Origin of the sequence: Providencia sp. PROV208, assembly GCF_028479465.1 — a bacterium.
GTDB classification, from domain to species: domain Bacteria; phylum Pseudomonadota; class Gammaproteobacteria; order Enterobacterales; family Enterobacteriaceae; genus Providencia; species Providencia alcalifaciens.
Genome location: NZ_JAMPNS010000019.1, coordinates 59520 through 76430 on the forward strand (window position 1 = coordinate 59520; position 16911 = coordinate 76430).

At 43.5% G+C, this 16911-nt stretch carries 13 protein-coding genes; 4 read left to right on the top strand and 9 right to left on the bottom strand.

Annotated features, from left to right (window positions below):
- Positions 1-4 precede the first annotated feature (4 nt).
- From PR766_RS15340 to glnS, 3 genes are all read left to right on the top strand, one after another.
- Positions 5-379: a hypothetical protein gene (locus PR766_RS15340; RefSeq protein ID WP_006660473.1), complete on the top strand. Its 375-nt coding sequence runs from the start codon at positions 5-7 to the stop codon at positions 377-379.
- A gap of 157 nt (positions 380-536) precedes the next feature.
- Positions 537-1352, top strand: a complete 816-nt coding sequence (locus tag PR766_RS15345) for a sulfite exporter TauE/SafE family protein (RefSeq protein ID WP_006662316.1) — start codon at positions 537-539, stop codon at positions 1350-1352.
- Positions 1353-1499: 147 nt separating this feature from the next.
- On the top strand, positions 1500-3167 hold the full coding sequence (gene glnS / locus PR766_RS15350) for a glutamine--tRNA ligase (RefSeq protein WP_006662315.1): 1668 nt from the start codon (positions 1500-1502) through the stop codon (positions 3165-3167).
- Positions 3168-3379: 212 nt separating this feature from the next.
- Here the strand turns inward: glnS and PR766_RS15355 are convergent, their stop codons facing one another.
- The 9 genes from PR766_RS15355 to kdpF form a co-directional block, all read right to left on the bottom strand.
- Positions 3380-4942 (bottom strand): esterase family protein, encoded by a 1563-nt coding sequence (locus PR766_RS15355; RefSeq protein ID WP_154635945.1) that lies wholly within the window; start codon positions 4940-4942, stop codon positions 3380-3382.
- Between the two features lie 90 nt (positions 4943-5032).
- Positions 5033-7150, bottom strand: coding sequence for a TonB-dependent siderophore receptor (locus tag PR766_RS15360; protein WP_154635946.1), 2118 nt, complete (start codon positions 7148-7150; stop codon positions 5033-5035).
- 661 nt (positions 7151-7811) lie between these two features.
- The gene (locus PR766_RS15365; protein ID WP_230086750.1) at positions 7812-8207 is read right to left on the bottom strand and encodes a DUF5329 family protein; all 396 of its coding nucleotides are present in this window, start codon (positions 8205-8207) and stop codon (positions 7812-7814) included.
- A gap of 115 nt (positions 8208-8322) precedes the next feature.
- Entirely contained in the window at positions 8323-9006 is a 684-nt protein-coding gene (gene kdpE, locus PR766_RS15370; protein ID WP_006660467.1) for a two-component system response regulator KdpE, read from the bottom strand.
- 16 nt (positions 9007-9022) lie between these two features.
- Positions 9023-11722, bottom strand: a complete 2700-nt coding sequence (gene kdpD, locus PR766_RS15375) for a two-component system sensor histidine kinase KdpD (RefSeq protein WP_154635947.1) — start codon at positions 11720-11722, stop codon at positions 9023-9025.
- 8 nt (positions 11723-11730) lie between these two features.
- A complete protein-coding gene (gene kdpC / locus PR766_RS15380; RefSeq protein WP_006662310.1) occupies positions 11731-12324 on the bottom strand; it encodes a potassium-transporting ATPase subunit KdpC in 594 nt (197 codons plus the stop codon).
- Positions 12325-12334: 10 nt separating this feature from the next.
- On the bottom strand, positions 12335-14398 hold the full coding sequence (gene kdpB, locus PR766_RS15385; protein ID WP_006660464.1) for a potassium-transporting ATPase subunit KdpB: 2064 nt from the start codon (positions 14396-14398) through the stop codon (positions 12335-12337).
- A gap of 13 nt (positions 14399-14411) precedes the next feature.
- A complete protein-coding gene (gene kdpA, locus PR766_RS15390) occupies positions 14412-16115 on the bottom strand; it encodes a potassium-transporting ATPase subunit KdpA (RefSeq protein ID WP_006660463.1) in 1704 nt (567 codons plus the stop codon).
- 1 nt (position 16116) lies between these two features.
- A complete protein-coding gene (gene kdpF, locus PR766_RS15395; protein WP_071524944.1) occupies positions 16117-16206 on the bottom strand; it encodes a K(+)-transporting ATPase subunit F in 90 nt (29 codons plus the stop codon).
- A 428-nt stretch (positions 16207-16634) separates the two neighbouring features.
- Here kdpF and PR766_RS15400 point away from each other — a divergent pair, with 428 nt between their 5' ends.
- The gene (locus tag PR766_RS15400) at positions 16635-16841 is read left to right on the top strand and encodes a YbfA family protein (protein WP_006660462.1); all 207 of its coding nucleotides are present in this window, start codon (positions 16635-16637) and stop codon (positions 16839-16841) included.
- Positions 16842-16911 lie beyond the last annotated feature (70 nt).

Here is a 16911-nt window from a genome sequence, read left to right on the forward strand (position 1 = left end):
GAAAATGATGACCTATTCATTAGTCAGCATTTTATTTTTCCTGATTAAAGTGGAGGGGGATGGGATTTATATTAACAATCCAGTGAATGAAGATTTGCTGGACTATTATGTTGGTGAATTCGGCTTTCAGGATGTCTTTAAAGATGGCAGTTTGTTATATAGCACTAAACAGCAATTGTTTGAGGTTTTTAATTCCTTAAGGCAACCATGGCGATCAAAATCCAATAGCACAATGGCACAGATATCAAACGGAAGCAATGAACAGAATGCCGATGAATTTATGCGATTATTGATCAGCGTGGCTCAGGCGATTAAGCAAATGCCTAATGCCCCGAAAGGCGAGGCGGCAGGAAAGCGGATAGACGAGACCTATGGGTAAGCAGATACCAGCCAGTAACTCACTTAAGAAGTGTAGTGAAAAAGTTATATCTGTTAATTAAATTGGCGAAATCTCAAAGTGAGTTGGCAAAATGGCATAAGCATAGGGAAATGCACAAAGATAAGATAAAACCTCACGCACATCTGAGGATCGTCCTGTGGATTTACTACTCTGTTTATTCGGTTTTATTTCGGGGATCACTACCGCGCTATTTGGCTTTGGTGGTGGATTTATCACCGTGCCATTACTGTATGCCCTGATTACCCTTGTATGGGGACCTCGGCACGATACTAGCGAGGTCGCCATGCAAATTGCGGTAGCGACGTCCACATTTGTGATGATTTTTTCATCAAGCCTATCTAGCCGAGCACATTACTTAAAAGGAAACTTTAATTGGCAAATTATTCAGCCCTTTATGATCCCTATCTCAATTGGTGGCATTTTAGGAGCATTAATCGCACTCTCAGTAGACAGTGAATGGATTCGGTGGATTTTTATCGGTTATTTAATTATCACCATTCTTGACTGTTTTATTCGTCCTGGATTTCTACAAACTCAAGCTGAAGGCAACACCCTAATCAGAGGAAAATGTATTACTGATACTGTTATCGGCACGGTGATTGGGACCGTAGCAGCTTTTTTAGGGGTTGGGGGGAGTGTGATGACGGTACCGCTTATGCGCCGTCGTGGGGCGAGCATGTTGCAAGCAGCGGCATTTGCTAACCCGCTTACATTGCCAATGGCCATCACAGGCTCGATTATTTATTTCTATTTTGCCATGGAAAAGCATTTTGAATTAGGAACGGGCTTTTTAGGCATGATTTACATTAAAGGAGCATTAATTTTAATCGCCACTTCTTGGATTGGTATCCGTTTTGCTTCGTTTTTAATGCCATATTTAAGTGATAAACGCCATGCCCAAAGTTATCCAATCTTATTAATGATCGTTCTTGGGGTGATGTTGTTTGTATAAATAGCCTATTTTTTGACAAAAACGCATCTTTGCCATCGCTTTTCCTGACTAAGCTTAATCAAACGGTTGTTTCTGGACGTATTATGGTAGAATATACTCGGTTACTATACGAATCTAGCGCGCTTTTGGCACTGAGGAACGATGACAATGAATGAGGCAGATGCTCGCCCAACTAACTTTATCCGTCAGATCATAGATGAAGATCTGGCGACGGGAAAACACACGTCAGTACACACGCGTTTTCCGCCTGAACCGAATGGCTACTTACACATTGGTCATGCGAAATCAATTTGCTTGAACTTTGGTATCGCGAAGGATTATCAAGGTCAGTGTAACTTACGCTTTGATGATACTAACCCGGTCAAAGAAGATGTTGAGTATGTGAACTCGATTCAAAACGACGTCCAATGGTTAGGTTTCCAGTGGAGCGGCAACATTCGCTATTCATCGGATTATTTTGATATTTTATATCAATACGCGATTGAGCTAATCAAAAAAGGTCTGGCTTATGTTGATGAGCTCAGTGCTGACGAAATTCGTGAATACCGTGGCACATTAAAAGAGCCAGGTAAAAATAGCCCATACCGTGAACGCTTGATCGAAGATAACTTGGCGCTGTTTGAAAAAATGCGCGCAGGTGGATTCGAAGAAGGTAAAGCATGTTTACGTGCAAAAATCGACATGGCATCACCATTTATGGTTATGCGCGATCCAGTTTTGTATCGTATTAAATTTGCAGAACATCACCAGTCTGGCAACAAGTGGTGCATCTACCCGATGTATGACTTCACCCACTGTATTTCTGATGCGCTGGAAGGTATTACACACTCACTGTGTACATTAGAATTCCAAGACAACCGCCGTCTGTATGACTGGGTATTGGACAACATCACTATTGATTGTCATCCACGTCAGTACGAATTTTCTCGTCTGAATCTTGAATACACAGTGATGTCTAAGCGTAAGTTAAACCAACTTGTGACTGAAAAACATGTTGCTGGTTGGGATGATCCACGCATGCTGACAATTTCAGGTTTACGTCGCCGTGGTTACACAGCGGCTTCAATCCGTGAATTCTGTCGTCGCATCGGTGTTACAAAACAAGATAATAATGTTGAAATGGCAGCATTAGAATCTTGCATCCGTGATGACCTAAATGACTCCGCTCCACGCGCAATGGCAGTTATCGACCCTGTACGTTTAGTGATTGAAAACATGCCAGCAGGGGAAGAAATTCTGAAGGCGCCAAATCATCCGAACAACCCAGACATGGGAACGCGTGAAGTGCCATTTAGCAATGAACTGTATATTGACCGTGCAGACTTCCGTGAAGAAGCTAACCGCCAATATAAGCGCTTGGTATTAGGTAAAGAAGTACGCCTGCGTAATGCGTATATCATCAAAGCAGAACGCGTAGAAAAAGATGCAGAAGGCAACATCACCACTATCTTCTGTACTTACGATGCGGACACGCTTAACAAAGATCCAGCCGATGGTCGTAAAGTGAAAGGCGTTATCCACTGGGTAAGTGCAGCACATGCATTGCCAGCGGAAATTCGTCTATATGACCGCTTATTCACGGTACCAAACCCAGCGGCAGAAGATGATTTCTTATCAACCTTAAACCCAGAATCTCTGGTTATCCGCCAAGGTTTTGTAGAACCAAGCCTACGTGATGCGCCAGCAGAAAAAGCGTATCAGTTTGAGCGTGAAGGGTATTTCTGCGCAGATAATAAACTGAGCAGCGCGGATAAACTGGTGTTTAACCGTACGGTTGGATTGCGAGATACGTGGGCTAAGATTGAGTCTAACTAAATCCTCGTCATACTTCGCGCTGTAGCGGCGTTGGCTGCGCTTGCTAACCCTAGTCACATACTTGTGTCGAGGGATTGGCTCACTTGCCGCCTTGCTACAATACGAATTATTTAGAGGATTGTTGAGAACGGTCTAAAAAAAGACCCCCAATAGTTGGGGGTCTTTTTATATCAACATACCGTTGTGGGCGCAGCTGGTCACCCACAGAAGATTCAGCGTTGGCTCGTGAAGTCTTTCAACCCATAAACCAATGCTTCTATCCAAGCAGCATAATCATGACCACTTGACCATGAATGGAAGCTGGTTTTGTAGTTTTTATCTCGCAAAACATGTTCAAGTTCTTGGCTATTAAGCCAAATGCCGCCATCAGCACCTTGGTTTTCAAATAACCCTGCTTGTATCCAGAAACTGATCGGATAATGCGGTGATTGCTGATATTGACGAGTTAACCATCCTGGCTTTTCACCTTCAGGTGCCCACCAGTACGAGCCAGATAGGCTCAGCACATGACTAAATTGGTTTGGATATCGCAATGCGACCCAGGATGATGCCAATCCTCCATAACTTGCACCAGCCACAATCGTCTTTTCATTATTTATTTCAATACCATTTTTGCTCACCCAAGGTAGCAGTTCCAGCGCCATAAAGTCAGCAAAGGCTTGGTTTGGGGGGAGTTCCTTGGAGCGACGTTTACTATCCAGACTATCTATAAAGGCAATATTAATTGGGGGTAATTGATGATTAGCAATCAAACCATCAATTACATTGGCGGTGTGATATTTATCCTGCCAAATTTGGCCATCAAACAAAAATAATGTCCAACTAACGGGGGTCGTTGCTTTTGGACGATAAAGAATGATTTCTCGACTATTTCTAAGGAAATTACTTTTTAATGTATGTCGAGTCAAAGAGCCATAACGTATAGGCTGTTTCATTGCATCGCGGGTAAAATACCGTGAGGGTTTTAAATCAAGTAAAGATGAGGTGTTCCACTTATCATCATTTTCTATACTCATAGTCGCGCGATTTAAAGGGTCTGCTTGTGCAGTGACTAAAATTGCACGGCGTTGTTCACGCGCACTGCCATCTACTATAGGAACGTCAGGTGCCAATTGATATTGCATACGCGTATCTGCAGGGACCACGTAGCTGCGAAACCAAACATCGGAGTCACCAAGTTTAAACATGGGATCATGATCGCCTGCCGGAGACCCTAAAATAAACACGTTACCGCGCGCTGCGCGCCACAAAAAAGTGACTCGTTTATGGGATGTATCTACGGGTTCAACTAAAGGCGTACCGATGAGCTGTTGCTTTTCCCAAAATGTATCTGTCGTTCCTCCTGCTGCCAGCTCCTTTGCGAGTTGCTGTAAAGTAGGACTGACCGGGTCAAGTTTTCGCACGCGATTGAGTGGCTGAGTTTCTGTCATTTGCCAGTTAAATTTCCATTCACTACCGCTATTTCCATATAACATTAATGATGAAACTTGCCCTATCGGGGATGAAAAAAGTAGCGATTTTTCTCCATCAGCAGGTCCTGCTTCCAATAACGTGCGTAAATGATGGTTTTGCTGGTCGAGTAATTGTGCCCCTGTAGCCCCTTTTAGTGTGGCAACAACATAGTTTTCATTAAGCGCTGGAAGCCTAAAGCAAACCTTGCCCTCGGTATCGAATACACCTTCCTGAACCCCTTGGAGAGGCAGTTCGTTGCAAGGAGCGGCTATTGCGGGTACTGCACTAAAAGCAACCATTACGTAAAGCAAAACAGACTTCATGAGCCCTCACTTTCAAATTAATCGTTATTATTAATGAGATAACAAAGGCTACATCTTAATTTGTCGTAGCCTTTGTTCTTACTCTTTGTTTTACCAGGCGTAATCAAACGTGACAGTACCAGTACGACCGATGCCATAAAAGCAGGCATCACTCATGCCACAGGATGAAACATAATGTTTATCCATTAAGTTATTAACGTTTAACTGTATCGTTGCGCCTTTCAAAGATGGCGAAATATTGGCAAGTTCATAGCCAACCATAGCATCGTAAAGTGTTACCCCAGGCACAGAAAAGCTATTATCTGCCCCTGCCTGACTGGAACCGATATAGCGCACTCCTGCTCCTGCTTTCAGTCCATTTAGCATCCCTGAGTTTTCTTCATATTGTCCCCATACGGAGGCCATATTTTTAGGGATTCGAGGAAATTCTTTTCCTTTTTCAGCACTGTTTGACGTTTCAAGCACTTTGGTTTTGGTATATGAATATGCCCCTGTAACAGCAAATTTGTCGGTAAGCTTACTGTTTATCTGGGCTTCCACACCTTTGCTTTCACCTTTGCCGATTAGCGTCATATAACCTAATTCAGAGTCGTATTTAGGAATGTTTTTTTGCTCGATATGATAGAGAGATAAGGTCGCCAGCGTTTTTTGGTCAGGGGTGAGATACTTAATACCGACTTCTGTTTGTTTTGCTGTTTTAGGATCAAACGGCTGACTTTCTGGCTTTCTGTTGGTAGCAAGATTCGGCTCAAAAGAGGTGCTGTAGCTAATATAAGGAGAAATACCATTATCAAATGAGTATAACACCCCAACTAAGCCGGTTAGTTTGCCATCATTTTGTTGTGATTTGTCACTGTTCGTTCTGTCTAGCGTTTTTACTTCAATCCAGTCATATCGGGTGCTAGCTAATAAGTTCCAGCTATTCCATTCAATTTGGTCTTGAATATAAATACCGATTTGATCGCTTTTTTGTAACTGGTCGGTGAGTAGCGTCTGCTTGGATTCATCAATTTTCTGGTATTGGGGGTTACGCCAATCAATATCATAGTTACCGCTTCTGTCACGCCAAAACTGTTTATCCTCTTTAGTCCATTTGTAATCGACGCCGACTAATAGTGTTTGATAAAGCCCCCCATTATCAATGTCGAAATTTAAATGGGTATCAACACCAAATGTATTGAGTTTCGTTTTTTCGTGCTGAGCCATTCGTTTGAGTACATAAGGATAGTTTTTAGCTTCACTTGCTAAGGTGTTAAATACTAAATAATTATATTTTTCATCAATTTCTGCGTAGCGTGCCTTTTGTACCAATGAAATTTGATCACTAAAATTATGTTCAAATTCATATCCAATACTATGTTGTTTTTGTTTGGAAATATTATAGTCAGGATTGCTTATGTTGAAATCTTGTGGAATTTTTCCTTCAGGGGTTGATTCAAGGGTGCCAACTTTAGGAAGAAAATTTCGATAACCATTTTTCGGTGAGTTCTGTAGATAAGCCAAAAGAGTGAACGTTGTGTCTTCATTTAGGAATGATATTGCGGGAGCGATGGCATATTTTTCTTCTTCATAGTCTCGAACCTGAGTGTCTTTCTTTTTTGCCAAGCCATTTAAACGGTAGAGGATATTTCCATCATCCGTTAGCTTGCCACCCAGGTCAAAAAATCCTTCTGTTTTATTTCGATTACCTAGTCGTAACTGAATTTTATTGATGCTCTGCGCGGTTGGTTTTTTGCTTGTCATGGCAATAACCCCACCAGGACTTATTTGCCCATACTGCACAGATGCCGGTCCTTTAATCATCTCAACTCTGTCCAGAAACCAAGGTTCGGTTGTGCCCATTGACGAGGACGCATTTCCGCCAAAAGGAATGCCATCTAGAATTTTGTTCGCATAATCAAAACCGCGACTGAATACTTCATCATTGCGATTTGAATCACCACGGTATTCTGTAACCACACCTGGTGTATATCTCAATGCATCCACAACAGTTTCTGCTGCTCTGTTTTCTATTTGGGTTTTGGTCACCACATTTACCGTCTGTGGTATTTTCATTATCTCAGTCTCATTCTTCGTTGCAGAAGAAGTCGTTGTTGCGGTATATGAATCATTTGAGCTTGGTGTAGTCACAACCAAAACATCAGTTGCTGAAGCGAATGGAGAAACTACTAACAGTGATAGCACTGATAGCTTATTTTTATTTAACATAGCAATACCTGTTCATCCCTATTTTCAACGTGAAATTTAAGACGGTATGGAAACCTAGTAGTGCAAGTTTTCACACGATGGATATTTTTTGATTTGGTCAGGAGGGGATAAAAGTGAGTTTTTCTTTTACCGTTCATACTTACACCGATGTATTCTTTGACATCTCTGGCGTAAATATATCTGAATTAAATCAATGTGCTCTCAATGTGAAAATGTAAAGTTTTTAGATGAAAAACATATAGATGTGCAAGCTAATACATTAGCGTTCTATTGTTTTCAAACTTTAACTTAGTATTCTATATGATAATAATAATCATTTAAATATTACATGATAATAATAATCATTAAGAATAACTTATGATAATTAATCAGTTTTTTATGTTTTAGAAAGTCAGCATTTCAATCAAATTGCTTTTTGAACAATAAGGCAACTATCAACGCATTTCATCAGCGCATCTAATGCTTCGGTCTGTATAGGGTTATAATATTCGGATTGTGATTCTGATTGGCGGATATATAGGGTCAGGGAAATGGGGCTTCTCGATCATGAAAAAGGTCTTTTCATTATGCGAGGAGTAAGGCGGTTCACGAAAGACAGCGACATAATGAAGTGCCCACAAGCTATTGGGGCGCTTCATTAATCGGGAGGGGATAAAACGGGTTATTTGGTTTGTTTATCAACGTTATTTTTCAATAAATCATGCAGATATTGATTGGCGCTGGTGACTTTAACTTGGGCATCGGTGACTTGATACTCTTCTCCGGTGATAGAGGATTTGGATGCCACATTGTCAATAAACTGCTCTGTTGTCTGTAAGCGCTTTTCGGTTTTACCCAGCTTTAAACGCAAATGGGATTCAGCTTCTGGTGCGGAATGACCGGAACCATTACGCGTGAACGTTAAATTCTGCTGTTTGCCCAATTCCGTTAACAACGCTTCAGTCCGCGTTTTCTCTTCTGGGCTTAGCGCAAGGGCTTTGGTGGTGACGAAAATAGTTAAAAAAATCACTAAGATTGAAGCAAAACGGCGAGAAGCTTGAGTCAGTAACGATTGCACAGGAAACGCTCCGATAAATTAAGATTGGAGAGATTATAGGCAGCCGCGATGAATAAACTATCAGTAATAGTCTGAGAATCATGCGTTAAGACAAACTTAGGTTTTAAGGCATAAATTAAGGCATAAAACGGTAGCCAATACCGGTTTCAGTTAAAAGATGTTCGGGGCGAGCAGGGTCATTTTCCAACTTCTGGCGTAAATGGCCCATATAAATACGTAGATAGTGATTATGTTCGACGTAACTCGGTCCCCAAACTTGCAGCAACAAATGGCGCTGAGTGAGTACTTTTCCACTATTGGCGACAAGTTCGCTCAGTAACCGAAACTCAATGGGGGTTAGGTGTAGCTCTTCGCTACCTTTAGTCACGATACGGTTGATAAAATCCACGGTGACATCGCCAAATTGAAACGTAGGGCTTTCTTGTCCTGCTTTACCAAAACGTCGTAAGGCTACACGAACACGGGCGAGCAACTCGCTAATACCAAAAGGTTTTGTGAGATAATCATCGGCACCGGCATCCAGGGCGGCGACTTTTTGTGATTCTTCTTCTCGAGCGGAAAGCACAATCAGCGGGATACTGCTCCATTGGCGCAAATCACGGATCAAATCTAATCCATCGCCATCCGGTAATCCAAGATCCAAAATCACCAAATCGGGCTGACGAGTTCCCGCTTCAATGAGTCCTCGTTGGTAATTTTCGGCTTCAAAAATTTTCCAGCCTTCACCCTCCAGCGCTAATCGAACAAAGCGGCGGATCTCTTTTTCATCTTCAATGATCAGGATTTGATGGGAACTCACAGTACGCTAGATGCTCCTAAATTTCGTTTTCGCTTTCGTTTTCAATCTCGGGTAACGGCTTTAATGGCAAAACAAAATGGAAGCTGGCGCCACCTTTATCATTGTTTTGTGCCCAAATTTCACCGTCATGGAGATGGATAATAGCACGACAGATAGCTAAACCTAAGCCAACGCCTGGAATTGCTGACTCTTTTTGTGCGCGAGAAAATTTATCGAAAATGGTTTTTTCTTGCCCGTCAGGGATAGCATTACTGGCATCCCAGATTTCAATATGGACCTGTTGTGCCTCAATCGAGGCTCGAATGCCGATAGGGGTGTCATTATCGCTATATTTGATGGCATTTTCGAGTAAGTTAATTAACACGCGTTCAATCAAGTTTCCGTCGCAATACAATAGTAAATCTGCTGGAATATCAATATCAAGAGGATGACTATTTAAAGTGTAATCTAAGATCCTAACTGCGCTACTGGTAATTTCTTGCAGAGATTCCCACTCTAGATTTGGGTGGATCCCACCTGATTGTAAGCGAGCCATATCCAGTAAATTATTGACCAGTCGTGATGTGCTCAAAACTTGCTGGCGCATCTGGTTAACTTGCTCCGTGAGAGGGGAGTTTTCCGCAGATAGCTCTAACATTAAAATTTCACTCTGCCCAAATAAGACCGTCAGTGGTGTTTTGAGATCATGGGATAGGGCAGCCAGCAGTGAATTTCGTAATTGCTCCCGTTCAACATCCAATTTAGCTGTTTCTGCCTGTTTGGTGAGTTGTAAGCGTGACAGGCTACTCGCGATGAGCCCTGTAAAGGTTTGCAGCATACGTTGCTGCTCAGGGATCAATAATTGGCGAATATTACGCGGCTCAATGGCGAGCACAGCAAGGGTTTCATCGGCGGTCGTGATAGGTTGTAATTGGTATGGCACGCTGGGCAGCGTATCGGTTCCTGCGCCAGCCGGTTGGCGCTTATCAAAGCTCCATTTAGCAATGGCTTTGTCTATCTGTAATTGACTATAACCTTCACACTGTAATGGTGTGAGTTGGTTATTCTCATCAGGCAGAAGTAAACAGGTTTTTGCTTGGAAAGCATTATTCAAAAAATGATAGCCTGTTTTTCCGATATCTTCAGTGCTAAGTGCTTGCCCCAGCTCTTTAGTCATTTCATATAAATGGCGTGTACGTTGCTCACGGTAGCGAGCAATGCGCGCTTGATAGCGCATGCCAGCGGTGAGGTTCCCGACGACAACCCCCACAATTAGCATCACAGTAAAAGTCACTAAATACTGCATATCCATAATGGCTAATGAAAAGTGAGGTTGCACAAAGAATAGGTCAAAGCTGACTACGTTGATTAACGCGGCAAAGACGGAAGGGCGCCGACCATAAAATAGCGCGACTAACACCACCCCAAGCAAATAGAGTGTCACGAGGTTAGCTTTGTCCAGTGCCAGTAAAAATGTACGTGAGAATAAAGTGATGGCAGCACACATGGCTATCGCCATTAAATAACCATTCATGTCTGAACGCCATTTTTCGGTGAATGGCTTTCTTTCCGGCTCTTTATCCCAATCACTTTTTTCTTCGAGAGCAACGATGATTAAGTCTAAATCAGGACCTAGCTTACCCAGTCTATCGGCAAAGCCTTGGTGTAATTTTAATTTATACCATTTGCGATGTTTATCACGCCGGCCAATTAAAATCTTACCCAGGTTATGTTCACGAGCGTAACGTAAAATCGCTTTTTCCTCGTTGGGATCAGACAGTGTGGCGGTTTCGGCACCCAAGTCTTGTGCGAGCCGAAGTGCTTTTAAAATAGCGCGGCGCTGATTTTCAGGAAGTTGGTGCAATGTGGGGGTTTCGACATATACCGCATGCCAAACACTGCCAAATTTAGCGGCGAGTCGGGCTGCTGCGCGTACCAGTTTTTCATTGCCAGTATTATGCCCAATGCATAACAATAACCCATCCCGAGTATGCCAAACGGGGGCCTCTCCTTTGCCATCGCGAAACTCTCGCATTTGATCATCAACACGGTCGGCTGTGCGTCGTAACGCCAATTCACGTAAGGCAATGAGATTACCTTTACGGAAAAAATGCTCGATAGCGCGTTCTGCTTGCCCCGGTATATACACTTTGCCTTCTTTTAGGCGCTGGCGAAGGTCATCTGGCGGCAAATCAACTAATACCACTTCATTGGCGGCATCAAAAATATGGTCGGGAACGGTTTCTCGTACGCGAATGCCCGTGATGCTTCCCACGATGTCATTCAAACTTTCAATATGTTGCACATTCACTGTCGTAAGAACATCGATCCCCGCATCCAGCAGTTCTTCGACATCTTGCCAGCGTTTAGGATGACGGCTGCCATTTGGATTACTGAAGGCAAGTTCATCCATCAAGATAATGGCAGGATGCCTTGCTAATGCTGCATCAATATCGAAGGCGTGCAGGCGACGCCCTCGATGGCTGATTTTTAACGGAGGTAGTTGCGGGAGCCCATCCAGCAGTGCGGCGGTTTCTTCTCGTTCATGAGTTTCGACCACGCCAATCAGCACATCTAACCCTTGTGCTCGAAGGCGTTGCGCTTCTTGCAACATGGCATAAGTTTTCCCAACACCCGCACAAGCACCGAAGAAAATCTTAAGTTTGCCGCGTCCAGTTTCATTTGCCTTGACCAACAGATCATCTGGGTTTGGGCGGATAGGCTCCTGATTATTCATAACTGACCTCAGTGATTTTGACTGTTAGCTTCCCGCTGATAGGCATCAAGGGCAAGGTTCAATTCTAGCACGTTGACAACTGGCTCCCCTAAGAATCTAAACAGCGGAGATTGAGTGTTATCAGCGATAATCGATTTTACTGTGTCTATCGATAACTGTCTGTTTTTGGCAATCCGTGGCGCTTGATATAAGGCGGCAGCTACTGAAATATGTGGATCTAACCCACTTGATGATGCGGTGAGTAAATCCACGGGTAGAGAGTCTCCGCCATCAGGTTCATGCTGTTTCAATGCCACAGCGCGCTCAGTTAATTCTTTTGTTAACAAAGGATTGCTGATCGCTAAATTGCTACCACCAGATGCCAGTGCATTATACGGTACATCTGCCGTCACTGAGGGGCGACCGTAGAAATAATGGTCATTTTGGTAAGACTGCCCAATTAATGATGAACCAATAACGCGATTATCTTGCAGGATCAGCGAGCCCATCGATTGAGCTGGAAAAATTACATTGGCGATCCCTGTGACGAGTAGCGGGTAAGCAATCCCCGTGACCAATGTCAGTAAAACTAAGATCATAAATGAAGAACGAAACATGTTCATAATAGGCTCCTTAAATACCAAATAAGCTGATGAACATATCGATAAGCTTGATCCCCACGAATGGGACAATCAATCCGCCTAAACCGTACAAGCTTAAATTGCGTTGTAAAAGTGACTGAGAGCTCATTGGGCGATAATTTACCCCTTTTAATGCCAGTGGAATTAAGAACACAATAATCAGGGCATTAAAAATAACCGCGGACAGCAACGCCGATGCCGGTGAATGTAAGTGCATAATATTTAATGCATTGAGCTGTGGCCATGTGACGGCAAAGCATGCCGGAATAATCGCGAAGTATTTGGCGATATCGTTGGCAATACTGAATGTGGTTAATGAACCTCGGGTCATCAGCATTTGTTTACCAATATGAACGACTTCAATTAACTTGGTTGGGTTCGAATCCAAATCCACCATGTTCCCCGCTTCTTTAGCGGCTTGAGTACCTGAGTTCATCGCGACAGCAACGTCAGCTTGTGCCAGTGCAGGGGCATCGTTAGTCCCGTCCCCCGTCATCGCAACGAGTCGACCTTCGGATTGGTACTGGCGTATTAAGGCGAGTTTTGCTTCTGGAGTGGCTTCCGCTAAGAAATCATCCACGCCTGCTTCCGCAGCGATTGCCGCCGCCGTCAGGTGGTTATCCCCCGTAATCATAACGGTTTTGATCCCCATGGCGCGCATTTGTGCAAAACGCTCTTTCATCCCACCTTTCACGATGTCTTTGAGTGCAACGACGCCGAGAACGGTTTGGCTATCAACAACGACTAATGGTGTTCCCCCTGCATGGGCAACTTGTTCGACAAGCTTGTCTGCTTCAACAGGGAATTTTCCATGATTGGCTTCTACATAGCGACGGATAGCATCCGCAGAACCTTTACGGATCATGCGCTCACCCACGTTAACACCGCTCATTCTTGTCATCGCGGAGAAGGGAACAAAAGTCGCATTCATTGCGTGGATATCACGTTCGCGTAAATTGAATTTCTGTTTTGCGAGCACCACAATACTGCGTCCTTCTGGGGTTTCATCCGCGAGTGAAGAGAGCTGAGCCGCATCGGCTAATTGCTGCTCTGTGACACCGCTTAGCGGTAAAAAGTCAGAGGCTTGACGATTACCGAGGGTGATGGTGCCCGTTTTATCCAACAACAGTACGTCCACATCCCCAGCGGCTTCAACAGCACGCCCGCTGGTGGCAATCACATTTGCGCCTAGCATACGACTCATACCAGCAACACCGATGGACGAAAGCAATCCACCAATCGTGGTTGGAATCAAACAGATCAGAAGGGCAATTAAAACAATAATCGAAACTGCACCACCTGCACCTGCATACTCAGTGGCAAACAGGGTGAATGGGTATAAGGTTGCGCAGACTAACACAAAGATAATTGTTAGCGCGGTTAACAAAATAGTTAAGGCGATTTCATTTGGCGTTTTACGGCGCTGTGCGCCTTCCACCATCGATATCATACGGTCTAAGAAGGTTTCGCCCGGGTTAACCGTACATTCGACGATCAGCCAGTCGGAAAGGACTCGAGTTCCCCCTGTGACCGATGAGAAGTCACCACCGGATTCGCGGATGACGGGTGCTGATTCCCCTGTAATAGCACTTTCATCTACCGATGCACCGCCTTCAATCACTTCACCATCACAAGGGATAGTTTCCCCAGCTCGGATCAGCACGATATCACCTTTGCGTAGCTGGTCTGAACTGACCATTTCTTGCGGTGCATCGAGAGCGGCTGTTGCCAGTTTGGTCGCACGACTTTGTTGTTTGACCCCTTTTAAGCTTTGTGCTTGGGCTTTACTGCGTCCTTCCGCTAACGCTTCTGCAAAGTTAGCAAACAGTACGGTAAACCATAACCATAATGTCACCATGCCACTAAACCAAGCGTTGCCTTCGCTATAGCCAGCGATCATCGCTATCCATAATAATGTCGTCATGATGCTGCCGATGTAGACAACAAACATCACTGGGTTACGCCATTGTGCTTGTGGTGTCAGTTTTTTAATGGCATCAAGGGTTGATTGGCGAACCAGTTTGCTATCAAATAATTGTGTTTTTTGATTTTTCATTTTTTCACCCTCATTATGCCGCTAACCAAATTTGCAGATGTTCTGCGATCGGACCTAACGCAAGGGCAGGTACAAAGGTCAGCGCACCAATGAGAAGAACTGTCATGATTAATAAACCGATAAACAGCGGACCGTGTGTTGGTAATGCAGCAAGGCTTGCCGCTTGAGGTTTTTTCACTGCCATAGAACCCGCGATGGCTAATACTGGGAAAATGACACCAAAACGACCAAAGAACATGGCTAACGCCAGCATCACATTATAATACGGCGTATTCGAGCTTAATCCTGCAAATGCACTGCCGTTGTTGTTGGCTGCGGATGAGAAAGCGTATAGCACTTCACTGAATCCATGTGCGCCTGGGTTAAGAATGCCAGCACGTCCCGCTTCAGTCATGAGTGAAATTGTTGTGCCGAGTAGTACTAAGGTTGGCGTGACTAAAATTGCCAATGCCACCATTTTCATTTCACGCACTTCAATTTTTTTACCAAGGTATTCAGGTGTGCGCCCAATCATCAACCCAGCTAAGAAAACTGCGAGTAAAACAAATAACAGCATACCGTAGAGACCTGATCCCACGCCGCCAAAGACAACTTCTCCGATTTGCATTAGCCACATAGGCACCATGCCGCCTAATGCCGTGTAGGAATCATGCATTGAGTTCACTGCACCACAAGATGCTGCGGTAGTCACGACGGCATACAAGGCAGAGCCTAATGTACCGAAGCGATTTTCTTTTCCTTCAAGATTAGCGGTGCTTGTTGCATGCAATTCCCCTAAAAACGGGTTGCCAACGTATTCTTCGTGGATCACGACTGCTGCGGCGATCACAAAAATAATCGCCATTGCCCATAGCAGAGCATGACCTTGTTTGCTATCACTGACGGTACGACCAAAAGCAAAGCAGAGTGCAGTTGGAATTAAGAAGATAGCCAACATTTGGACAAAATTGCTTAAGGCTGTAGGGTTTTCGAATGGGTGTGATGAGTTAGCCCCAAAAAATCCCCCTCCATTGGTTCCTAACAACTTAATGGCTTCTTGCGAAGCAACGGGTCCCATCGGCAATAATTGTGAGCTGCTATCAAGGTTACTACTTAGAATATAAGGGGAGAAATTCTGAATAACCCCTTGGCTAACAAAGAATAAAGCCAACACAATGGATAATGGTAAAAGGAGATATAGCGTGATACGTGCTAAATCGACCCAAGCATTACCAATGGTTTTGCTGCCGTGTCGTGAGAATGCACGGATCAGTGCAAACACAACGGCTATCCCTGTTGCAGCCGAGAGGAAATTTTGCACCGTTAACCCGACCATCTGGCTCAAATAGCTTAAGGTGTTTTCTCCGCTATAAGATTGCCAGTTGGTATTTGCCACAAAGCTAATGGCAGTATTAAACGCTAAGTCCCAGCTCATGCCTGGGTAGTGTTGTGGGTTTAAAGGTAACGAGCCTTGGCACAGCAAAATAACAAACAGTAATCCAAACCCCAGCAAATTAAACATGAAGATGGCGATGGCATATTGCCTATAATTCATCTCAGGGAGATCTCGCCCTATTTGTTTGATTCCGCTTAACCGCCAGAATACCGATTCACTCTTTGAAATAGCACGAGGCATATCACCATCGATAAGATAGGCAATAAAGTGACCAAGTGGTTTGGCTAGCAGCATTAATACCAGTAAAAAACTGGCAATGAGTAAAAACGCATTGGTGGCCATATCAGAAATTCTCCGCGTTGAGCAGGGCATAAATCAGATAAACCAGCAGTACAACAACAAGAACTGCCCCAGAAATGGAAAGTAGTGACATTGTTATCTCCTTATTATTTCCATTGCGTTAGGTTAGGCATTTACTTGTAAATAAGCTGATAAAAAAAGAAGGTAGGGTGTAAAAATAGTATAAAAATGCCCAATTAAATTTGCTCATTCATTATTCATGATGAAAGCACTAACCAAAGTATAGTCTGTTAATGAAATGTGATTTGTTTGTTGGTTTATTACTGCCTTTTGCTACATTTCGTAATAAAACAACAGAATTAGATAAAAAAAATGAATTTATTTTAATCTAAAGTGGTCAGATGAGTAGTTTAATTACACAAATTACGTTATTATAGGTTCAGTTAATGAAGATTAACGTTGGTGTTCGATTTTGGTGCCTCTTTTGTGACTTAGGTTGATGGGAGTAAAGAGCAATACTGGAATCGGCAAAAATTGAGTGGCTACTGAAGGAGGATATCGATGTCCACATATCAAGAATATTCCCGTAATCAGGTACTTTTACGCCGCACTGCTGCTGTAACAGCTGGCATTATTGCGTTTCCGGTTATGGTTTTTTACCCAAAAAGAGCACGATTTTATAGCTACCTGCATAAAGTCTGGGCGAAAACGAGCGATAAACCTGTGTGGTTGGCTAGCTCAGAAGTGACGATGGAAAGCCATCGTTAATCAGTGATTCAATTCACTAAAAAGATATCCCTGCAATAATTTAATTGTGGGGATTTTTTTATATAAAAAT

Coding starts and splice junctions, on each gene's coding strand:
- PR766_RS15400 (WP_006660462.1), top strand. CDS start 16,635: ATGTCCACATATCAAGAATATTCCCGTAATCAGGTACTTTTACGCCGC.
- kdpB (WP_006660464.1), bottom strand. CDS start 14,398: ATGAAAAATCAAAAAACACAATTATTTGATAGCAAACTGGTTCGCCAA.
- kdpF (WP_071524944.1), bottom strand. CDS start 16,206: ATGTCACTACTTTCCATTTCTGGGGCAGTTCTTGTTGTTGTACTGCTG.
- PR766_RS15340 (WP_006660473.1), top strand. CDS start 5: ATGATGACCTATTCATTAGTCAGCATTTTATTTTTCCTGATTAAAGTG.
- kdpD (WP_154635947.1), bottom strand. CDS start 11,722: ATGAATAATCAGGAGCCTATCCGCCCAAACCCAGATGATCTGTTGGTC.
- kdpA (WP_006660463.1), bottom strand. CDS start 16,115: ATGGCCACCAATGCGTTTTTACTCATTGCCAGTTTTTTACTGGTATTA.
- PR766_RS15355 (WP_154635945.1), bottom strand. CDS start 4,942: ATGAAGTCTGTTTTGCTTTACGTAATGGTTGCTTTTAGTGCAGTACCC.
- glnS (WP_006662315.1), top strand. CDS start 1,500: ATGAATGAGGCAGATGCTCGCCCAACTAACTTTATCCGTCAGATCATA.
- kdpC (WP_006662310.1), bottom strand. CDS start 12,324: ATGAACATGTTTCGTTCTTCATTTATGATCTTAGTTTTACTGACATTG.
- PR766_RS15360 (WP_154635946.1), bottom strand. CDS start 7,150: ATGTTAAATAAAAATAAGCTATCAGTGCTATCACTGTTAGTAGTTTCT.